Origin of the sequence: Hymenobacter psoromatis, from assembly GCA_001596155.1 — a bacterium.
Classification (GTDB): domain Bacteria; phylum Bacteroidota; class Bacteroidia; order Cytophagales; family Hymenobacteraceae; genus Hymenobacter.
Map to the genome: position 1 here is coordinate 3,386,406 of CP014771.1, position 19,590 is coordinate 3,405,995.

The 19,590-nt window shown below is 61.6% G+C and carries 16 protein-coding genes and 1 pseudogene; 4 read left to right on the top strand and 13 right to left on the bottom strand.

What is annotated here, in order from left to right; genetic code table 11:
- Positions 1 to 74 precede the first annotated feature (74 nt).
- Complete coding sequence (locus tag A0257_14385; GenBank protein ID AMR28157.1) at positions 75 to 2,117, bottom strand: hypothetical protein; 2,043 nt, start codon at positions 2,115 to 2,117, stop codon at positions 75 to 77.
- A gap of 469 nt (positions 2,118 to 2,586) precedes the next feature.
- Here A0257_14385 and A0257_14390 point away from each other — a divergent pair.
- Positions 2,587 to 2,778: pseudogene (locus A0257_14390) on the top strand (hypothetical protein).
- 286 nt (positions 2,779 to 3,064) lie between these two features.
- Here the strand turns inward: A0257_14390 and A0257_14395 are convergent.
- Positions 3,065 to 3,529: a hypothetical protein gene (locus A0257_14395; GenBank protein ID AMR28158.1), complete on the bottom strand. Its 465-nt coding sequence runs from the start codon at positions 3,527 to 3,529 to the stop codon at positions 3,065 to 3,067.
- Positions 3,530 to 3,653: 124 nt separating this feature from the next.
- Between A0257_14395 and A0257_14400 the strand changes: the two genes are divergently transcribed.
- Positions 3,654 to 4,436 (top strand): TIGR00266 family protein, encoded by a 783-nt coding sequence (locus tag A0257_14400; protein ID AMR28159.1) that lies wholly within the window; start codon positions 3,654 to 3,656, stop codon positions 4,434 to 4,436.
- Between the two features lie 430 nt (positions 4,437 to 4,866).
- Complete coding sequence (locus A0257_14405; GenBank protein AMR28160.1) at positions 4,867 to 5,781, top strand: deacetylase; 915 nt, start codon at positions 4,867 to 4,869, stop codon at positions 5,779 to 5,781.
- Between the two features lie 295 nt (positions 5,782 to 6,076).
- On the opposite strand, the gene A0257_14410 is transcribed toward A0257_14405, so the two are convergent.
- The 3 genes from A0257_14410 to A0257_14420 form a co-directional block, all read right to left on the bottom strand.
- The gene (locus tag A0257_14410) at positions 6,077 to 6,334 is read right to left on the bottom strand and encodes a general stress protein CsbD (protein ID AMR28161.1); all 258 of its coding nucleotides are present in this window, start codon (positions 6,332 to 6,334) and stop codon (positions 6,077 to 6,079) included.
- 92 nt (positions 6,335 to 6,426) lie between these two features.
- Positions 6,427 to 7,086, bottom strand: a complete 660-nt coding sequence (locus A0257_14415; GenBank protein ID AMR28162.1) for a hypothetical protein — start codon at positions 7,084 to 7,086, stop codon at positions 6,427 to 6,429.
- Positions 7,087 to 7,106: 20 nt separating this feature from the next.
- Positions 7,107 to 7,889: a hypothetical protein gene (locus A0257_14420; protein ID AMR28163.1), complete on the bottom strand. Its 783-nt coding sequence runs from the start codon at positions 7,887 to 7,889 to the stop codon at positions 7,107 to 7,109.
- 230 nt (positions 7,890 to 8,119) lie between these two features.
- On the opposite strand from A0257_14420, the gene A0257_14425 reads away from it, so the two are divergent.
- Positions 8,120 to 9,673, top strand: coding sequence for a hypothetical protein (locus A0257_14425; protein ID AMR28164.1), 1,554 nt, complete (start codon positions 8,120 to 8,122; stop codon positions 9,671 to 9,673).
- A 120-nt stretch (positions 9,674 to 9,793) separates the two neighbouring features.
- Here A0257_14425 and A0257_14430 read toward each other — a convergent pair whose 3' ends face one another.
- From A0257_14430 to A0257_14465, 8 genes are all read right to left on the bottom strand, one after another.
- The gene (locus tag A0257_14430) at positions 9,794 to 10,840 is read right to left on the bottom strand and encodes a radical SAM protein (protein ID AMR29783.1); all 1,047 of its coding nucleotides are present in this window, start codon (positions 10,838 to 10,840) and stop codon (positions 9,794 to 9,796) included.
- Positions 10,841 to 10,916: 76 nt separating this feature from the next.
- Positions 10,917 to 11,249 (bottom strand): 4-carboxymuconolactone decarboxylase, encoded by a 333-nt coding sequence (locus A0257_14435; GenBank protein AMR28165.1) that lies wholly within the window; start codon positions 11,247 to 11,249, stop codon positions 10,917 to 10,919.
- Between the two features lie 192 nt (positions 11,250 to 11,441).
- Complete coding sequence (locus A0257_14440) at positions 11,442 to 12,848, bottom strand: dihydrolipoyl dehydrogenase (GenBank protein ID AMR28166.1); 1,407 nt, start codon at positions 12,846 to 12,848, stop codon at positions 11,442 to 11,444.
- A 137-nt stretch (positions 12,849 to 12,985) separates the two neighbouring features.
- A complete protein-coding gene (locus A0257_14445) occupies positions 12,986 to 13,507 on the bottom strand; it encodes a hypothetical protein (protein ID AMR28167.1) in 522 nt (173 codons plus the stop codon).
- A gap of 129 nt (positions 13,508 to 13,636) precedes the next feature.
- Positions 13,637 to 15,295: a dihydrolipoamide succinyltransferase gene (locus tag A0257_14450; GenBank protein AMR29784.1), complete on the bottom strand. Its 1,659-nt coding sequence runs from the start codon at positions 15,293 to 15,295 to the stop codon at positions 13,637 to 13,639.
- Positions 15,296 to 15,346: 51 nt separating this feature from the next.
- Positions 15,347 to 15,757, bottom strand: coding sequence for a hypothetical protein (locus A0257_14455; GenBank protein AMR28168.1), 411 nt, complete (start codon positions 15,755 to 15,757; stop codon positions 15,347 to 15,349).
- Positions 15,747 to 16,064: a hypothetical protein gene (locus A0257_14460; GenBank protein AMR28169.1), complete on the bottom strand. Its 318-nt coding sequence runs from the start codon at positions 16,062 to 16,064 to the stop codon at positions 15,747 to 15,749. Before A0257_14460 ends, A0257_14455 begins: the two co-directional genes overlap by 11 nt.
- A gap of 86 nt (positions 16,065 to 16,150) precedes the next feature.
- Positions 16,151 to 19,078, bottom strand: coding sequence for a 2-oxoglutarate dehydrogenase subunit E1 (locus A0257_14465; GenBank protein ID AMR28170.1), 2,928 nt, complete (start codon positions 19,076 to 19,078; stop codon positions 16,151 to 16,153).
- Between the last annotated feature and the right edge of the window lie 512 nt (positions 19,079 to 19,590).

Genomic DNA, 19,590 nt, shown 5'->3' on the forward strand with positions numbered 1-19,590 from the left:
CTGTTAAAACTATCTGAAAATGAGATTGATGTGCTAAAAGAACCTTGCCTCCGCAACGAGGGGATAGGGCCCGGCTAGTTGCGCAGCAGCGGCAGCGCCTGCCGCATGCCCGCGCCCTGCACCAGCACCAGGTAAGCGCCCTGGGGAAGCCCGGCAAGGTCGAGCGGGGCTAGTTCGGCGGCGGCTTGCTGCGTGCGCAGCACCCGGCCGGTGAGGTCCAGCACCTGCACGAGGTAGGGGCCGGCCGCCAGGCTGCTCAGGTCGAGCAGCGTCTGGCCCTGGCTGGGGTTGGGGTAGAGCGTGGCGGTGGCTTTCGGAGCCGCGAAACGGACGTTGCGCACGGGGCTGTAGGTAGTGGTGCCATCCACATCTACCTGCTGCAACCGGTAGTAGAGCGTGGTGGCTCCTAGCTGGCCGGCACCGCTGTCGGTGAAGGTGTAGTCGTGCGGGCTCAAGCCATTGCCCTGGCTGCGCACGGTCCCAATCGCCCGAAAAGCATCACCCGTAACCGAGCGCTCCACCGTGAAATGGTCGTTGTGCTGCTCCGTGGCCGTGTGCCACGTCAGGAGCGTCCCCTGCGGCGCGGCCGCTACGTCGAAGCGCGTCAGCTCAACGGGCAACGGCGATGTTAAGGCCAGCGAAAGGGTCGCCTTATTATTGCTGGCCACCGGGTCTGGAATGGTCGAGTTGGTAGGGTAGGCGTAGCCGGAAGTCAGGTCCAGGCCGATAGTGCTAAGCGCCGGCGCGAGGAAGGTCAGTGAGCTGTAAACATTTCCCCCAACCGCCAGAGTGACGGGCGCGAATTTTACCTGGCCACTCGTCGCATCGTAGGTGTAGCTGCTAGAAAGAGGCAAGTTGAGCCCCAACGGCAACTGGAGGGTAGGCGACACGTTATTAGCCATCTCGATGCCATTATTCCGCGTCGAAATGGTGTAAGTGAGCGGAGTGCCGACGTTAGCCGAAATCGGGCCATCAATGGCGCTGGCTACATCGGCCCCCGTCACGGTTATGGTTATTAGCGCCGGGTTCGACACCTTATCCACGATATCGCTGATAACGTAGGGCAGCGTTACCTCCCCGGCAAACGTGCCGATGGGCGTGAACGTCACTACCCCCTGGCTATCAACCGTAAACGTGCCCTGCCCAGCCACCGTGTACGTCTGCTGGATGCCCGGCGTGTCCGGGTCCAGGTCTACCGATTCGGGTTTCAACTCTGCCCCGATGCCGTGGTCGTTGGTCACGACATTGAGGATTACCGAGTGGTTATAAGGGGTTTGCGCCGCGTCGTCCACGGCGTAAGGGTTATCCAGAATGGCCAGGTTGCGGATTTCGTGGATATTGGTGTAGTCGCCCGTCGAGCCGGCGAAGCCCACCCGCAGGTTGGCGGGGGGCGCCGTTACCGTATAAGTATCCGTGGTAGTCGTTACGCTACGGCCGTGTTGCAGGCGAATGGTAATCGTGTAGCCTCCATTGGCCGGAATAACGTAGAGGTAGGCCTTGCGGTAGTCGTCGCTGCCGGGCTGAGCCCGCACGGTGGGCACATTGAGCGAAAAAGGCAAGGAGTTGCTGCCAGTCAGGTACGTATAGTCATCTGTGGCAGCGCCTCGCAGGGCCACCGCCTGGGGCCGGTAGCCGGGGCCTCCCACCCGGCCCTCATTGGCCTGCGAGTAATTACCAAACTCATCGAGGCCAATACCCAGGTAGCCTCTCGACACGCCGGGCAATGAGCCGGAATTCTTGGCTATCTGGGCATAGCCTAGCGAGCCGCCGTAGGCCCCGATGCTGAACTGACCACTGGTTGGGTCAGTGCCATTGGCATCTACCATGAACACGCTGAGGCCATCGGCCCCGGTCGGGGTGCCCCCATACGAGAAAAACTCGAAGGAGATGCTGAAGCCTTTGGACGATGGAAACGTGCCGTTGAGCACGGCGTAGCCCGCCTGGTTGTTGGTGGCCGAGGTGAGGCGCAGGTAGCCCGGCGCTGCGGTGGTGCCAGTGAGCGTGGCGCTGCCTCCCAGGGTAAAATTAGGGGTAGCCGCGTCCGTAAACCCTTCATTAATAGGAAACTGTGCCTGGGCAGCCAGGCTGCTCGCCAGGAGGCAGCCCGTGGCCAGCAAAGTCGTTAAAAAGCCCCGTGCTTCCTTAATGCTTCGTCCACGGGCCGGTAACGGCCGGGCTGCCAGCGTGATAGGTATGATTTTTTTCATGAGTAGCAATAGAAAGGAAATGAGATAGGCGTAATAGATAATCGAGGATTATGGATTGCATAATAAATATTTGATTGCTGTAAAGATATTGCTTGCCGCGCATTAATTGACTATTTAATGTTTTTTTAAATATAATTTTTCTCATAAAAATCATTTGTTTATCAACATGATTTACTTTTTACAAAAAAAGCTTAAAAATTTCACTTAGAAGTCCTAGTGTTTCCGTCGGCTCTCAATAAAACGCGCTGGAGTGGGCCCGCAACTAAAGGCCGCCAAAGCGCTGCCCCGCTTCAACCAAACCCTGGCCCCCACCCGCGCCGTATGCATGGGGGCACGGCCTCGGGCTCAGTGTCCCTTCATTCCCGCTTACTGCATAGAGATGGCCAAAAAACCCACCAAACCCAAGCAAAAAGCCCCCGAGCCCGAGAAGAAGGCCCGCGTGCATAAAGAGCTGGAAGGCTTCGAAATCGGCGTTAATCCGCTGGGCGAAATAACTTCCAACTACTCCATTGAGCAGATAAACCAGTTTTTGGGTCGCCACGTGCGCGATAAGAAAATCGTGCATCGCGAGGGCCAGTTTGGCGAAGAGGCCAAGGCCAAAACTGCCGCCGAAGCCGTCCGCCAGGAATCCGAAGCCTTCGACGAGGCCGAGGGCCGCGCCGATGAGCCCGAAGAAACCGACGAAGACTTCATGCAGCGTACCAGCCGCGAGGCCAAACGCAAAAAAGCCGCCTCCTCCGGTGAGGATGAAGACGAAGCCGCCGAAACCCGGCGCGAACTACCAGACTAAAAGAAGGGGGTAGGGAAGAATAGGATGCGTCCGCAGGGTGCCCTGCCCCCGCTGCCGGGGGTAGGCGCTACATAGTCTTTACCAGATTGGTAGTGACCAGCTTACCGTCTTCATACGTCTCTATTTTTTGCAGCGCGCCGGCGTCGGAGTAGCTTCGCCACTCGCCGTACCAGTAGAAGTGCATGCCGCCGGGCTCGTCCACCAAGCGGGCGTGGCCGCGCCGGGCCACCTGGCCATTGGAGTGGTAGTAAGTAATATCGCTGAGCCCGTGGCGATGGTAGCGCTCCTCGCGCATCAAGGCGCCGCCCACTGGCGCGTAGTAGCGCCAGTGGCCCACCGGCCGGCCGTGCCGGTAGCGGCCCCGCGTCGAGAGCTGCGCGTTAGCATCGTCCGAATATACTTTCCAGCGGCCCTGCGGGTCGCCGTGCCGGTCAACGCGGTTGGGGTGCCAAAAGGCCCGTGGGCCGCTGGTGAGGCGCGGGGTGCAGGCCGTGGCCAGCCCACCCAATAAGATAAACAGCAAGACGCGCATAAAGACCGGAAGAAGAGGCGTAACTGCCTGCTGAACAACGCGCCAGCCGCGAGCGCTAGTATAGCGCGAGACGCCGGTTTTGGGTTGCGGCCTACCTTTGCGGCTTACCCATTCTCCCCCGCGCATGCGCTCCCACGACGTTGATTACCGCATTATCGGCTCCGATATTCAGGTGCTGGAAGTAGAGTTGGACCCCCAGGAAACCGTGATTGCCGAAGCCGGGGCGATGGTGTATATGGAGGAGAATATTGCGTTTGAAACCAAGATGGGCGACGGCTCAGCGGCCGACCAGGGCATGCTGAGCAAGCTGTTTTCGGCGGGCACGCGGCTTATCACGGGCGAGAGCTTGTTTCTGACGCACTTCACCAACCGCGGCAGCGCTGGCAAGAGCCGGGTGGCCTTTTCGGCACCCTACCCCGGCACCATTATCCCGGTGGACCTGGGCACGCTGCCTCAAGGTCTGATTGTGCAGAAAGACGGCTTCCTGGCCGCCGCGCGGGGCACCCAAATCAGCGTGCATTTCAACCAGAAATTTGGCGCGGGATTAGTTGGTGGGGAGGGCTTTATCCTGCAAAAGCTGACCGGCGACGGCAAAGCCTTCGTGCACGCCGGCGGCACCATCATCGAAAAGCAGCTGCGCAACGAGCTGCTGCGCGTGGACACGGGCTGCGTGGTGGCTTTTGAGCCGGGAATTGACTTCAGCGTGGCGCGGGCCGGGGGCCTCAGGTCGATGATATTCGGGGGCGAAGGGCTGATTCTGGCCACGCTGCGCGGCACCGGCCGCGTCTGGCTTCAGTCGATGCCCGTCAAAAAGCTTATTCAGGCGCTGGCACCCTCGGGCGGCAATGCGCGCAAGGAAAGCGGCACCGCGCTGGGCAGCATCTTCGGCAGCCTGCTCGATGAATAGTTGCCCGCTGGCCAGCTACTTAATTGCTGTTGAGTAGGTTATAGGCTACCACGCCCAGCGTTACGACCAGCGCCGCTACTAATAATCCTACTACTACCAGCACCCGGCGCGTTGGCGCGGCCGCAGCTTTCAATTGCTTGGCCCCATTGAAGGAGGAACGACGATACTGACGGGAACCCGACGAAGAGTTGAGGGGGGGAGAAGCCATCGAGGCGAAGGAAGGATAAGGAGCGTAGGTAAAAGTATAAATTTTCTAAATTGGGAGCCGAAGGTACGTGCTGGCCGGGAAAGCGGATTGATTTATCGCTGTAATCCCTTAACCACTCGCTCACTACCCCTTGTTAATATACCAGAGCAAATGCTGGATTTTGCTGCTGATTAATCTTTGTCGTTCACCTTTTAGTCGTATTCCTGGTTTTGGTCTGTGCGTATGGATATTGCTTTTGCCCCCAACTATGTGCTGCCGCTGCCGCCGGGCCATCGCTTTCCGATGCTCAAATATGAGCTGCTGCCCGAACAATTGCTGCACGAAGGCACGGCCACGGCCAGTGATTTTTTTGTGCCTACCCCCCCGCCGCTGACCGATGTGCTGCTGACCCACGAGGCCGACTACCTGCACCGCCTGCTGCATGGCCAGCTTACGCGGCAGGAGGAGCGGGCCAGCGGCTTTCCGTGGAGCCCGGCGATGGCCGCGCGCGAAATGACGCTGCTGGGCGGCACCATCGGCTGCGCGCGGCGGGTGCTGGCCGGCGGCGGGGTAGCGCTCAACATCGCGGGCGGCACGCACCACGCGTTTGCCAATCGGCCCGAAGGCTTTTGCCTGCTCAACGACCAGGCGGTGGCGGCCAACTGGCTGCTGACTCACGAGCCGGCGCGGGTGCGCCAGATGTTGATTATCGACCTTGATGTGCATCAGGGCAACGGCACGGCGGCCATTTTCCGGCACGAGCCGCGGGTGTTCACGTTTTCGATGCACGGCGCGCGCAATTTTCCTGGCCGCAAGGAAGCGTCGGACCTCGACCTGGCGCTGCCCGACGGCCTCGGCGACGCCGAGTACCTGGCGCAGCTGGCCGACGTGCTGCCACGCCTGCTCGATGGCGACCTGTGCCAGCCCGATTTCGTGTTTTACCTCAGCGGCGTTGATGTGCTGGCCACCGACAAGCTCGGCCACCTAGCCCTGAGCCGCGCCGGCTGCCGCCGCCGCGACGAGCTGGTGCTCACCGCCTGCCACCGGCGCGGCCTGCCCGTGGTGGTGTGCATGGGCGGTGGCTATTCCGAGAAAATAGCCGACATCGTGGAAGCCCACGCCAACACCTACCGCGTGGCCGCCAGCCTCTGGGATTGAGCGAGTTAGTGAAGTGATGATTGGGTGAGATGATAAATATGTCGTCCAGCCAGCAACTCGCTCATTCACTAACTCACTGCCTCCCTATGCTCGTCGCGAAGTGATTGGCAAAAAAGAAGTAGGGTGCGGGACTTGCCCCCGCCCCTCGTTGCCCGATTGGCGTACGATTCGTTCAACAACGGGCGGGAGCAAGCCCCGCACCTTACTTCGCGAGAAGGGTAACTCACAAAAAAGCCCCGCTCCAGAATAGGAGCGGGGCTTTTAGAAAAGAAACGGCTATAAGCCAGCAGCGGAGTTAGTAGTTGGTGCGGTTGGTAGTCGTGTCAGCATCGGAGCTGAACGTATTGTGGAACCAGCTCTTGATGTCATCAATGGCGTGGCCGGTTTTCTGCTGAAGCTGGCCGAACCATTCATCCTGCTTGCCTTCGGCGTAGGTCATGTCATCGTCAGTCAGGTTGCCCCACTTCTGCTTGGCCGCGCCTTTTATTTGGTTCCAGTCGCCGCGAGCGCGCAGCTCGGTTTGGTCGTTGACCTTGTTGTCGTTGATATCCATGTGTGAAAACGTGAAAGGGTGGGTGATGCCGGTTGTACGGACGAGGCGGCCGGCGGGTTGGGGGGTAGGGCGAGCCGTGCCATCAAGCGGGCTCAGTTGGCACCCGCCACGAGCGCCGCGATGAGCACCACATACACGGCCGTAGCCACGCCGTAGCCGCCCCAGGTGCGGCGGTGCTTGGTGCGGTTGGCCTGCTGCCGGTAGCCCTGGGCATAGCTGGCATCCTTCAGTAGGGCGGGGGTAGGGGCCTTGAGGTTGTAGTCGCGCACCCACTGGCTACTGATGACGGCCGTCGGGGCCAGGCCCAGCAGCGGCCCCAGGTACAGCGTCGAGCCCAGCGCCCCCCAGTAGGGGCCACTGGCGCGGTAGCAGCGCAGGGCATCGCGCTGGCCCAGCTGCTGGCGCTGCGGCGTGCTCAGGCCGCGCAGGGCGGGGGGGGTAGGGTCATCGTCGGCCACGGGGGCGGGGGCGTTCAGCACCTCGCGGGTGCCGTTGGCGTAGCGCACCAAAAAGACGCTGGCTATGGGCAGCCGCAGCGTGTCGGGGGGGGTAGGGGTGGCGGGCAGGTAGGTGAGCTCGCTGGGCGTGATGGTGAGCACCCGGCCGCTCACTTCCTGGCCGGTGGTGAGCAGCAGCACGTCGGTGGCGACAGGAGCGGCGGGGGCGGCCGGCTGCTGGGCCTGGGCCGCCGGGCCGGTGCCCAGCAGCCCGGCCAGGCAGGCCAGTTGGAGAAAAGTAGCGCGTAAGTTCATGGCTAGTAAGTTGCTATTAATTAATTATGCCGGCTATTGAACCCAATGAGCAGGCTGATGCGCGCCCCGCCGTGGCCGGGCACCACGGCCAGGTTCACCGGAAAATTGATGCCGTTGGAGCGAAACGAGGTACCCAGCGCCAGCACGATATCGGCCCCCAGCGGCGTCACATTGGGCCCCAGCCCAAACTCGAAACCCTTGGGCCCGCGAATACCCAGCAGCCCGCTCACGCTCGGAATAAACTGGCCCTGCTCCAGCCCGCCCACCAGCGGCACCAGCTCCACGAGGCCACTCACGCCGTTGGGCAGCCGAAACAGCCGCGACTCAAACTGCCAGCCAAACTGCGTCAGAAACGGGTTGAGGTCATGCACGTGGTCGCGGGCGCGGTTCAGCACGCCATCGGTGAGCACCGTGAAGCCCAGGCGCGGCCCGCTCAGATGCACGGGCTCCTGGCTCAGCTCGTCGCCCGGCACGAGGCGGCCATCGGCCGGCAGCGGGGGGGTAGGGGCCGGCGCGGTGCCCACCTGGCCGGGCAGGGGCGGGGCCGCGCCGGGCGGCAGCGGCGTCAGAATTTCCTGCGTGCCGTTGGCGTATTTGATGCGGAAAACGTCGGTTTTGCGCACGCTGATGAGCGGGCCGTCGGGGTTGTCGAAGCGGTGATATTTCACCAGCTCCGGCGTGATTTCCAGCACTTTCACCAGCACTTCGGTGCCGTCGCGGCGCGTAAGCAGGTCCTGGGCGGCGGCCGGGCGGGCCAGCAGCGCCGCCAGCAGCAGGAAGGGGATAAGTAGCAAGCGTTTCATAAGCAAGGGGGTAGGGATGAAGTGTAAGCCGAAGCTAGCGGGCTGCCCCCGCCCCGCGCCAGGCGACTTTGCCCCGCGTGGGACTTTACTTTAAGAGCCTTTGCTAAAATAAGTAATTGATAGAAAGAAGATTAAGGTAAGCTTCATCCGATTTTAATAAAATGTTTTCGGAAGTATCTTTGGGCGGACGGCGCGGCTGAAAAACGGCCCTTGTGCTTACCCCCCTCCACATGGACGACCTGCGCCTGACGCTGCAAACCCTACCCCCCGACGACCGCCGCGACCTGGCCCAGTTCATTCAGTGGCAGCGCCGCCGCGCCACCGGCCGCCAGGACCTGCGCCTGCTCGATTTGCTGCTCCATCCCAAGGAACACAAGGCCGAAGACCTGATAAAAAAGCTCTACCCCGACGAGCCCAACCCCGCGGCGTACTACGCCTTGCGCAAGCGGCTCTTCAAGCACCTCACCGAGTTTTTGCTGCTGCGCCAGCGCCAGCACGATGCCACGGCCGCCACCTCGGTGCGCGGGCAGCTCACGCTGGCGCAGTACCTGTTTGGGGCCGGCGTGCCGCGTCTGGCCTGGACCGTGCTGCGCAAAGCCGAAAAGCTGGGCCTCGACAACGAGCAGTACGAGCCCCTGAACGCGGTGTATAACGTGCAGATTGAGCACGCCCACTCGCCCCACGCCGAGCCGCTGGCCGCCATCATCGAGCGCCGCCACCGCAACAAAAAGGCCGCCGACGAAGAGGAGCGCGCCGGCATTGCCGATGCGCTGCTGCGCCAGCGCCTGCGCCAGGCCCGCGTGCATGGCCGCGGCGCCGTGCCGGTAGATGAGCTGGTGCGTAGTGTGCTGACGGAGTACGACTTGCAGGAGGCTTTTGCCCGCTCGCCCTTGCTGCTGTGCCGGCTGCTGAGCATTGCGCGGCATGCCATGCTGGTGCGCGGCGACTTCGCCACGTTTGCGCCCTTCATCGAGCGCTGCTACGGGCTGATGGAACGCCGCCACGGCTTCGCGCCGGCCCACCGCGGCTACCAGCTGCGGCTGCTCTACATGCTGGCCCACGCGCTGTACCGGGCGCGGCGCTTTGCCGAGTCGGTGGCCTACCTGGAGCAGGGCCGGGCGGTGCTGGCCGCCGCGCCGGCCCGGCAGTTTACCGAAGTGGGGCCGCGCTTCGCATTTCTGCTGGCCGCCAATTATGCGTTTTTGAATCGTAACCGCGAAAGCATCAGCCTGTTGAGTGAGGCGCTAAAGGCCAAGCCGGCGCTGCTGCCCGCCGACCAGCTCACGGCGCGCTTGCAGCTCACGTTCCATTATTTCGCCGAAGGTCAGTTTGCCAAAGCCAGCCAAACCCTCACCAGCCTCGACCGCACCGACCACTGGCTGGAGCAGAATATGGGCCTGGAATGGCTGCTGAACCACAACATCGGCGAGGTGCTCATTCAGTTGGAGCTCGATAATCCCGAGCAGGCGCTGGTGCGCCTGCGGGCCATTGAGCGGCGACTGCACGAGCAGTTTCCGGCCACCGCCGACGCGCCCGACGCGCCCCCTACCCCCCTCGGCGGGCCCTACCACGCGGTGGTGTGCTACCTGGCCCTGGTGCGCGAAATCATCGACGACCCGGCCGTGGCCCCTACCCCCGATTTTGCTAACCGCGTGGCCACCATGCCGGCATTTCTATCGGAAGAACGCGAAGATTTACAAGTGATTAGCTTCTATGCCTGGCTGCGGGCGCGGGTGCTGAAGCGGCCTTATTATGAGGTGCTGCTGCAAGTGAGTAGTAAGTAACTGTTATCACGAAGTAGGGTGCAGGGCTTGCCCCCGCCCGTCGTTGAACATCTCGTGCCGGATTTGTTCAATGACGGGCGGGGGCAAGCCCCGCACCTTACTTGACAAGGCAACACCTACCTACGCCACCGTGCCGCCGCAACTGGAGCCGGAACCCGCCGTGCAGCCATAGCAGTGCTGGTTGAGCACGATGGGGCGCCGGGCCAAGGCGGCGGCGTCGAAGTCGCGGATGTGCTGGCTGGTGCTGGCCACGTGCAGGTCGAGCATCTGGTTGAAGTCGCAGTCGTAGAGGCCGCCGTCCCAGCCCACCGAAATGGTATCGCGGCACATCACGCCGGCCGCCGCCGTGGGGTTGAAGGCGTTCACCAGCTTTTCCATGTAGCCCGCGTAGTTGCCCGACTCCACGAGGTAGTCCAGGAAGCGGCTCACCGGCAGGTTCGTAATGGCGAACAGGCTGTTGAACACGATGCCGTGGTCCTTGAGCAAGGCTTGCTTGAACTGTCGCTCCAGCGCCGCCTGCGGGCCGGGCATGAAGGCACCGGCCGGGTTATATACCAGGTTCAAAGTCAGGTCGCTATTCGGCTGGCCGTAGCCCACGGCGTTCAGCATCTTCAGGGCTTTGATGGAGTCATCGAAAACGCCGTCGCCGCGCTGGCGGTCGGTTTTATCAGCCGAGTAGAAGGGTAGCGAACTGACCACTTCCACGCCGTGCTGCTTGAAAAACTCGGGCAGGTCGTGGTATTTCTTGTTGGCCACGATGATAGTCAAATTGCAGCGCACCAATATTTTGCGGCCCAGCTTGTGAATCTCCTCCACAAACCACCGAAAGTCGGGGTTCATCTCGGGCGCGCCGCCGGTGAGGTCCACCGTCGGAATGTCGGTCTGGGCCAGCGCGTTGAGGCAGAGTTGCATCGTCTCGCGGGTCATTATTTCCCGGCGGTCGGGGCCGGCATCCACGTGGCAGTGCCGGCACACCTGGTTGCACATCTTGCCCACGTTGACTTGCAGCACTGCCGGCGTCACCGGCCGCAGCGGGAACAGCCCGGCTTCCCGCATTTTTTGTGAAAACGTGGGCAGGTGCAGCACGTCCACTACTTCCTGGCGCAACACGGTGAGCTGGAAAGCCGAATCGGCGAGCCGGTTGCCGGTGGCTTTGAGGGATTTTATCATGGACTTGTAGCGCGGACTTTGTAGTCCGCGCCAGGAACATTCAAACGCGGACTAAAAAGTCCGCGCTACTGCTTTACATCGATAACTCTTTGACCTTGTTCATCATCTGCACGCCGTGCACCAGGGTAGCGCCGCCGCGAATGGCCGCGGCCACGTGCACGGCCTCCATCATTTCGGGCTCGGTGCAGCCTTTTTCCAGCGTGTCGGCCGAGTAGGCGTCGATGCAGTAGGGGCACTGCACGGCGTGGGCCACGGCCAGGGCAATGAGCGATTTCTCGCGGGCGGTGAGAGCGCCTTCGGCAAACACCGCCCCGTAGTAGGCGAAGAATTTATCGGCAAACTCCTTCTGAAACTCGCCGATGTTGCCGAATTTCTTGAGGTCGGCGGGGTTGTAATAGGTTTCCATACTGCGATTTGGCTAGCTACGGGAAAAAGGTAGGGGACAGCTTAGTAAGCCGGGGGCATTCGCAGAAGTTTCGCGGTGGGCACGGGCTGGCGCGCGCTACCCAGCCGCCGAGGCGCGGCCGCAGCGCGCCAGCCAGCAGAATAAGCCGGACCCACGGGCTAATTCAGTTATCACCAAGAGCCAAAGCAAGCATCACATGTGAATCGCCCGGTTCTCGGTAGCGGCCAGGCAGGCTTCTTTCATGGCCTCGGCGTAGGTGGGGTGCGCGTGGCTCATGCGGGCCACGTCCTCGGCAGAGGCACGGAACTCCATTGCCGTCACGGCTTCGGCGATGAGGTCGGCGATGCGCGGGCCAATCATGTGCACGCCCAGGATTTCATCGGTGATCTTGTCGGCCAGCACTTTCACAAAGCCGTCGGTGTCGCCGCTGGCGCGGGCGCGGCCGCTGGCTTTAAAGGGAAACGAGCCCACTTTGTAGGCCTTGCCCTGCTCTTTTAGCTGCTCTTCGGTGTAGCCTACCCCCGCCACTTCGGGCCAGGTATAGACCACGCCGGGGATGAGCAGGTAGTTGATGTGCGGCTTTTGGCCCACGATGGTTTCGGCCACGAACACGCCTTCTTCCTCGGCCTTATGGGCTAGCATGGCCCCCCGAATGACGTCGCCGATGGCGTAGATGCCGGGCACGTTGGTTTGCAAATGCTCATCGACCTTGATGCGGCCGCGCTCTTCCAGCTGCACGCCGGCGGCTTCGAGGTGGAGGCCGGCCGTGTAGGGCGCGCGGCCCACGGCCACGAGGCAGTAGTCGCCTTCGAATTTCACTTCCTCGCCTTTCGGGTTGAGGGCGGTCACGGTCACGGTGTCGCCCGCGCGGGTGGCCCCGGTCACCTTGTGGCTCAGGAAAAACTCGATGCCGATTTTGCCCAGCACGCGCTTGAGCTCCTTGCCCAGGCCGCGGTCCATAGTTGGGATAAGCGAATCCAGGTACTCAATGACCGAGACTTTGGTGCCGAGGCGGGCATAAACGGAGGCCATTTCGAGGCCGATGACGCCGCCGCCAATCACCATCAGGTGCTTGGGCACTTCGCGAATGTTGAGGGCCTCGGTGCTGGTGATGATGCGCTGCTTGTCCTGCTTGATGAACGGCAGCACCGTAGGCTTGGAGCCGGTGGCGATGATAACGTTCTTAGTCTCAATCTGCTGGGCCTCGCCGCCGGCCAGGGGCGTGATGCTCAGGTGGTTCTTATCGACGAACGCGCCGACGCCTTGCAGCACGTCAATTTTGTTCTTTTTCATGAGGTAGGCGATGCCGTCCACGTTGGCTTTCACTACCCCCCCCTTGCGGTCCATCATGCGGTTCATGTCCACCGTCAGGTTGTCGAGGCCAATGCCGTGCTCAGCAAACACCGAGTGGGCGTTGTGGTAGTGCTCCGAAGAGTCGAGCAGCGCCTTGCTCGGAATGCAGCCCACGTTGAGGCAAGTGCCGCCCAGGGTCGGATACTTTTCAATAAGCGCCGTTTTCAGGCCCAGCTGGGCGCAGCGAATGGCGGCCACATATCCGCCGGGGCCGGAGCCCACCACGGTCACATCATACTGATTCATAATCGCAAAAACAAGGGTAAGGCCGGCGTGCGGCCAGCTTCACAAAGGTAATAATTTCAAGTGCCTGGTTCCTGATAAGAACGTCTGTCAGTGCGAGCGCAGCGCTCGCACTGACAGACGTTTAACTAGAAAGCCAACTACCGTTTCGGCCGGGGGCTGAGGGCTACCCCCCCGGCCAGCACCAGCGCGTCTTCGCCGGCCCCGATGGTGGAGGTGTCGATGCCCGTCTTTTCGCTGAGGCTTTTACGCAGGTAAAAAGTTAGAAACGTGGCCGCTACTGCGCCCAGGCTGCCCACTAAGGCTCCTTTGAAGGCGCTGCCGCCCTGGCTTTTGTACCAGGCAGCGCCCACCAGCGCGCCCGAAGCCGCGCGCGCGCCTATCTGCTGCGGCTCGATGCGGTCGCCGGTTTGGGGCAGCTTGTCGCCCACCAGCTCGCCGGCCGTCAGCAGCTTGAGCGTGGTGGCCACGCCGGGCTTGGCCAGAAAGCGCAGCGGCGAGCCCGCCATGCCGGGCGCCAGCGCGCGGCGCGAGAGGTAGTCGCTCAAAAACATGGGGCCGCTGGTGGCGCGGGCCCCCGTGATGGCGGCAAAGCCCAGCGCGGGCCAGAACCTGGCGGTGCGGGGGGGGGTAGGGGCGGGCTTGGATTTCTGGGATTTCATGGCGGAGGGAATTGGGGAAAAGATTGGTGGTTTAACGGGAAGCCTGCCGAAACGGCTGGCGGCGGCGCATAAAAAAGCAACGACTTCCGGCCAGGAAGTCGTTGCTCGTCACGGTTTGCCGCGCGCTGTTTACACGCCCAGCAGCAGGCGCGTCGGGTCTTCCAGCAATTCCTTCACCCGCACCAGAAACGACACCGACTCGCGGCCGTCAATCACGCGGTGGTCGTAGCTGAGCGCCAGGTACATCATGGGCCGAATCACGACCTGCCCATTCTCGGCCACCGGCCGCTGAATAATGTTGTGCATCCCCAGAATGGCCGACTGCGGTGCGTTGATAATCGGCGTGCTCATCATGGAGCCGAAAATGCCGCCGTTGGTGATGGTGAACGTGCCGCCCGTCATCTGCTCGATGGTGAGCTTGTTGTCGCGGGCCAGGCCGGCGAGGCGCACCACCTCTTTCTCAATGCCCTCGAAGCTCAGCTTCTCCGCGTTGCGAATCACCGGCACCACCAGGCCCTTGGGGGCCGACACGGCAATGCTGATGTCGCAGAAATCGGAGTACACGATGTCGCCGCCGTCGATGTAGGCATTCACGGCGGGCCATTCCTGCAAGGCCACGCACACGGCCTTGATAAAGAAGGACATAAAGCCCAGCCCTACCCCATTCTTTTCCTTAAACTTGTCCTTGAACTTGGTGCGCAGGTCCATGATGGGCTGCATGTTCAGCTCGTTGAAGGTGGTGAGCATGGCCGTCTCATTCTTCACCGACACCAGGCGGCGGGCAATGGTCTTGCGCAGGTTACTCATGCGCTCGCGGCGCTGATTCCTAGTTCCTGGTTCCTGGTCTCTGGTTTCGGGTTGGGCTGCGGCGGGGGGGGTAGGGGCCGGCGCCGGCGCGGCGGGCCGGGCCTGGGCATTCTGGGCGTCCTCCTTCGTGATGCGGCCGTCGCGGCCGGTGCCGGCCACATCGGCCGGGCTAATGCCTTTCTCGCCCAGCATCTTGCCAGCGGCCGGCGAAGGCACGCCAGTGGCATAGGTGGCATTACCACTGCTGGCCAGCGGAGCCGCCGCCGGGGCAGTCGCAGTCGCGGCGGGCGCACTGGCCGCCGGAGCCGTAGCGGGCTCGCCGCTACCCCCCTCAATGCGGGCGATAAGCGCCCCAATACCAATGGTTTCGCCTTCCTTCACAGCGTGGCGCAGCGTGCCGCTGCCCTCGGCGGGCAGCTCAAACGTGGCTTTGTCCGATTCCAGCTCGGCGATTACTTCGTCGCGGCTCACTTGCGCGCCGTCGGGCTTCAGCCACTTGGCCACCGTCACTTCGGTGATGGACTCGCCCACGGCCGGAATTTTCATCTCGACCGTGCTGCCGCCGCTGCTGGCAATTGGGGCCGCATCGGCCGCGCCGGGGGTGGCGGGGCTGCTGTCGGGGCGGTCGGCGGGGGTGCCGCCGTAGCCGGCCTGGTCGCTGGCCTGGGCATTCTCTTCGCCCTTGTTCAGCGGGTCGGCCGCGGCGGGGGGGGTAGGAGCCGGAGCCGCCAGCCCACTGCCCGCGCCCGTGCCGTCGAGCTGCGCGATGGCCGTGCCGATGCCGATGGTTTCGCCTTCGGCCACCAGAATCTTCAAGATGCCATCGGCCTCGGCGGGCAGCTCAAACGTGGCTTTGTCCGACTCCAGCTCGGCGATTACTTCGTCGCGCTTCACGGCCTCGCCGTCTTTTTTGAGCCACTTGGCAATGGTGACTTCGGTGATGGATTCGCCGACGGCGGGGATTTTGATTTCGGTGGGCATGGGCAACGGGTGGTAGAGAATCGAATGAGTAGCGGAAGAAAGGCAGTTAGATTATACGAGCGCCGCCAAAATAAATGGGCGCAGTCGCCCCTGAAAGTAACCTGCGATACGGGCGGCCTCGTGCATTTCGGCCACCGTGACGCGCGTGTTGGGCGGGTAGCGCGCGCTCACCGCGTAGTCGGCCAGCTGGTCGGCATCATCCTGCTCAGCGGGCGTAAAGGTGAAGGCAGGCGCTAGCTTGCTGAGCAAATCGGGCAAATCGTGCGTTTTAGAAAAGGGCAAACTCTGCGCCAGCAACACGCCTTTGCAGTATTTTTCAATGGCTTGCTGAAACGCGAAGGGAATATGATAGCCATACGCGGCCGGACTGTCGGCCAGCATTCGCCGGGCCGCTTGCAGGTCTAGGTCAGCTACTTCCAGCCATTCCTGCAAGAAGAGCTTTTCAGCGTTGTTAAGCGGCATAAAGCAGGCGGCCTTTGGCAGAAGCCTGGGCTTCAATGCTAAATCTTACTTCGGTAGCGGCAGTTACCTCGGTTGGCGTGCGCACCAGAATATCCATTGGAATACCCGCGCCGCGCACCAGCCGCCGCACGGCCAGCGCGCGTTCCTGCCGGGTAGGCCCCAGGCCGCTTTTCACCACCAGCAAATCCAGGTCGCTGTGCTCCGTCGGCTCGCCGTAGGCATACGAGCCAAACAGGATAATCCGGTCCGGCGCGTAGCCTTCGACGATGCGGCGCACCACAGCTTGGATTTGCTCTTCGGTTATCATGCGGGTGCGGTAAGCTTTAGCTTGCCGTGACGTAGGCAAGTCTTCCTCAGTATACATACGGCCAGCTCGAGCTTACCGCACGGTAGTTAGTCCTGCTTTTTGGCTACTTCGGTCGTTTCCTTGATTTGCGCGTCGGCCACGGCTTCTTTGGGCTTGTCGAAGGCGCGGGCCACAATTTCCTTTTGCTCCTTTACGTGCACTTTATTGTAGCCGGTAGCAGGCGAGGCCGAAGGCTTGCGGGCCACCACATCTTCCAGCTCGCGGCGCATAAAGCGCAGCAGATAGTTCCAGTAGCCCATGTTTTCGGGCTCTTCCTGCACCCAGGTGAGCTTGGCTTTCGGGTATTTGGCCAGTTCGGCGGCGAGCTGCTTTTTGGGGAAAGGGTGCAGCTGCTCCAGGCGCACGATGGCCACGTCCTTGCGGTCGGATTTCTGCTGCTCGTCGAGCAAATCGTAATAGATTTTGCCCGAGCAGAGCAGCACTTTCTTCACCTTTTTAGCTTCGGCAAAATTATCGCCCAGCACTTCCCGGAAGCGGCCGCTCGTGAAATCCTCGATGGGCGACACGCACTGCGGGTTGCGCAGCATCGACTTGGGCGCCATCACCACCAGCGGCTTGCGGAAGCTCCACGCCAGCTGCCGGCGCAGGGCATGGAAGAAATTGGCGGGGGTAGTAATGTTGGCCACCACGATGTTATCCTCGGCCGCGAGCTGCAAAAAGCGCTCGGGGCGGGCGTTGGAGTGCTCGGGGCCCTGGCCCTCGTAGCCGTGGGGCAGCAGCATCACGAGGCCGTTCATGCGCTGCCACTTGCTTTCGCTGCTCACCACAAACTGGTCAATCATGGTTTGCGCGCCGTTGGCGAAGTCGCCAAATTGCGCTTCCCACACCACCAACGCGGTCGGATTGGCCATGCCGTAGCCAAATTCAAAGCCCAGCACCGCGTATTCGCTCAGCAGCGAGTTGTAGATGTTCAGCTGCTCGTGCTCACCGGTCAGGTGGTCCAGCGAGTTGTAGGGGGCCGACGTTTCGGCGTCGTGCAGCACCGCGTGGCGGTGCGAAAACGTGCCGCGCTGCACATCCTGCCCGCTCACGCGCACCATGTGCTTTTCGGTCAGCAGCGAGCCGTAAGCCAGCAGTTCGCCGGCCGCCCAGTTGAGCACGCGCGTTTCGTAGAACATCTTGCGGCGCTCCTTCAACAGATTGTCAATCTGCTTAATAGGCCGGAAATTCTCGGGAATCGTGGTCAGCGCCTCCGCCACGCGCTGCACCGTTTCTTCGTTGATGCCGGTTTCGGGCGACTGGTCAAAGTCCTCACTCTTGGAGCGGCGCAGCGTGCGCCACTCGTTTTCGAGCGCCTGATATTTATACGGCAGCGGCTGCTGCTTCACCTGGTCGAGGCGGGCTTGCAGCGTGTCGCGAAACTCCCGGTCCATCTGGTTCGCCAGCTCAGCGTCCACGTCGCCGCGTTTCACGAGGGTAGCGTTATATACTTCGCGCGGGTTGGGGTGCTTCGAGATGACGTTGTAGAGCGTGGGCTGCGTAAACTTGGGCTCGTCCGACTCGTTGTGGCCGTGGCGGCGGTAGCACACCATATCGATGAAAATATCGGCATGAAACTGCTGGCGATACTCGGTGGCCAGGCGCACGGCAAACACCACCGCCTCAGGGTCGTCGCCGTTGACGTGAATCACCGGTGCGTCGATAATCTTCGCTAAATCGGTGCTATAAATAGAAGAGCGCGCGTCCTCAAAGTCAGTGGTAAAGCCGACCTGGTTGTTAATCACGAAGTGAATCGTGCCGCCCGTCTTGTAGCCTTCGAGCTGCGACATCTGCGTCACCTCGTAGCCGATGCCCTGGCCCGCCAGCGCCGCGTCGCCGTGAATAAGAATGGGCAGAATCTGGTGGTAATCGCCGCCGTACTGGTGCTCAATCTTGGCCCGCACGAAGCCTTCCACCACTGGGTTCACCGCCTCCAGGTGCGAAGGGTTAGGCGCTAGTTTCAGATTAACTTTCTGACCATTAATAGCTTCCACTTCCGACGAGTAGCCCATGTGGTACTTCACGTCGCCGTCGCCCATCGTGAGGTCGGGGGTAGCGGTGCCCTCAAACTCGCTGAAAATCTGCTCATAGGTCTTGCCCATGATGTTGGCCAGCACGTTGAGGCGGCCGCGGTGCGCCATGCCAATCATCACTTCCTTCACGCCCAGTTCGGCACCCCGGTTAATGATGGCATCGAGCGCCGGAATGGTCGTTTCGCCGCCTTCCAGCGAGAAGCGCTTCTGCCCTAAGAACTTGGTATGCAGAAAGTTCTCAAAAACCACTGCCTCGTTCAGCTTCTTCAGAATGCGCTTCTTGTATTCGCCATCGGGGTTGAAAGCCAGCGCGTCGTGCTCCGTCTTTTGCTGGAACCACTCCAGCACCTGCGGGTCGCGAATGTAGGTGTACTCGAAGCCCACGGTGCCCGCGTAGATGCTGGTGAGCGCCGCCACGATTTCGCGCAGCGTAGCGCCCTGGCCCAGGCCCAGGTCTTCGCCCTGCCGGAATTTGGTGTCGAGGTCACCGTCGCTCAGGCCAAAATCGGCGAGGTTGAGGCGGGCCTGGCGGTCCTTGCGCTCGCGCACCGGGTTGGTTTTGGCGCGCAGGTGGCCCCGGCTGCGGAAGGCGTGAATGAGGTTGCGCACGGCCGTCTCCTTATCGTCGGCGGGCGTGCCCTGGGCCAGGCCGGGGGCGTTGTTGGTTGAGGCGTTGGTATTTAATACGCCGTAGTCGTCGGGTTGCGGCCGCGGGCCGGGCGCGGGGGTAGGGCTGGTTTTAGGCGTGCTGCCGTTGGTAGTGCCCTCGCCGTTGGTGCCGGGCACCACGGGCGCGCCTTCCGGAAACTGCTGCGAGAAGTCGAACCCCTCAAAGAACTTACGCCAGCCAAAATCGACGGATTCGGGGTTGTTTCGGTACGCCTGGTACAGCGTTTCGATGGCCGCCGCGTCAGCGTTGGCGATATAAGAGTACGTATCCATTGCGGGAATCTGAAGGGGTCAACTAAGCGTAACGCAAAAGTAAAAGGCTTGGATGCAAGCGCATAACCTACATGCGGTTGTACAAATAAACTTGATTACCACGTTTCTAATGCCATACCAGAATGGGTAATCCATGCGGCAGGGCTAATTTACTGGAAATCCGCAAGATGCTACGAGTTATTTTTTTGGTTTTCCGCTAGGACATGCCGCTACTATTCTACCAACTTGACGCGCGCTCCTACCCTACCTAGTATGTGACCACTACGGCGCGGGCACTGCATTTTTCCACTACTAACATGTACTATCAGGCAGGAGCCTGTGAACAGATTGGATAATAAGCTTTCGCGACAACCAATCTATCTCGTTCATTGTTAGACACTTTCCTGCTTTAACAAAAGTAGCGAGTTATGCCCAAGACGCCGGGCCGAAATGGCGGCAAAATCACCCTTTACTAATGATAAATGCTAAAATAGTCGCGCACGTCCTGCTGGCTACCGTGGCCCTGGGGGCCG

What these genes read in the sequence shown, in the direction of transcription:
- A0257_14395 (AMR28158.1), bottom strand. Translation starts at nt 3,529, where the DNA reads ATGCGCGTCTTGCTGTTTATCTTATTGGGTGGGCTGGCCACGGCCTGC.
- A0257_14400 (AMR28159.1), top strand. Translation starts at nt 3,654, where the DNA reads ATGCGCTCCCACGACGTTGATTACCGCATTATCGGCTCCGATATTCAG.
- A0257_14405 (AMR28160.1), top strand. Translation starts at nt 4,867, where the DNA reads ATGGATATTGCTTTTGCCCCCAACTATGTGCTGCCGCTGCCGCCGGGC.
- A0257_14410 (AMR28161.1), bottom strand. Translation starts at nt 6,334, where the DNA reads ATGGATATCAACGACAACAAGGTCAACGACCAAACCGAGCTGCGCGCT.
- A0257_14415 (AMR28162.1), bottom strand. Translation starts at nt 7,086, where the DNA reads ATGAACTTACGCGCTACTTTTCTCCAACTGGCCTGCCTGGCCGGGCTG.
- A0257_14420 (AMR28163.1), bottom strand. Translation starts at nt 7,889, where the DNA reads ATGAAACGCTTGCTACTTATCCCCTTCCTGCTGCTGGCGGCGCTGCTG.
- A0257_14425 (AMR28164.1), top strand. Translation starts at nt 8,120, where the DNA reads ATGGACGACCTGCGCCTGACGCTGCAAACCCTACCCCCCGACGACCGC.
- A0257_14435 (AMR28165.1), bottom strand. Translation starts at nt 11,249, where the DNA reads ATGGAAACCTATTACAACCCCGCCGACCTCAAGAAATTCGGCAACATC.
- A0257_14440 (AMR28166.1), bottom strand. Translation starts at nt 12,848, where the DNA reads ATGAATCAGTATGATGTGACCGTGGTGGGCTCCGGCCCCGGCGGATAT.
- A0257_14445 (AMR28167.1), bottom strand. Translation starts at nt 13,507, where the DNA reads ATGAAATCCCAGAAATCCAAGCCCGCCCCTACCCCCCCCCGCACCGCC.
- A0257_14450 (AMR29784.1), bottom strand. Translation starts at nt 15,295, where the DNA reads ATGCCCACCGAAATCAAAATCCCCGCCGTCGGCGAATCCATCACCGAA.
- A0257_14455 (AMR28168.1), bottom strand. Translation starts at nt 15,757, where the DNA reads ATGCCGCTTAACAACGCTGAAAAGCTCTTCTTGCAGGAATGGCTGGAA.
- A0257_14460 (AMR28169.1), bottom strand. Translation starts at nt 16,064, where the DNA reads ATGATAACCGAAGAGCAAATCCAAGCTGTGGTGCGCCGCATCGTCGAA.
- A0257_14465 (AMR28170.1), bottom strand. Translation starts at nt 19,078, where the DNA reads ATGGATACGTACTCTTATATCGCCAACGCTGACGCGGCGGCCATCGAA.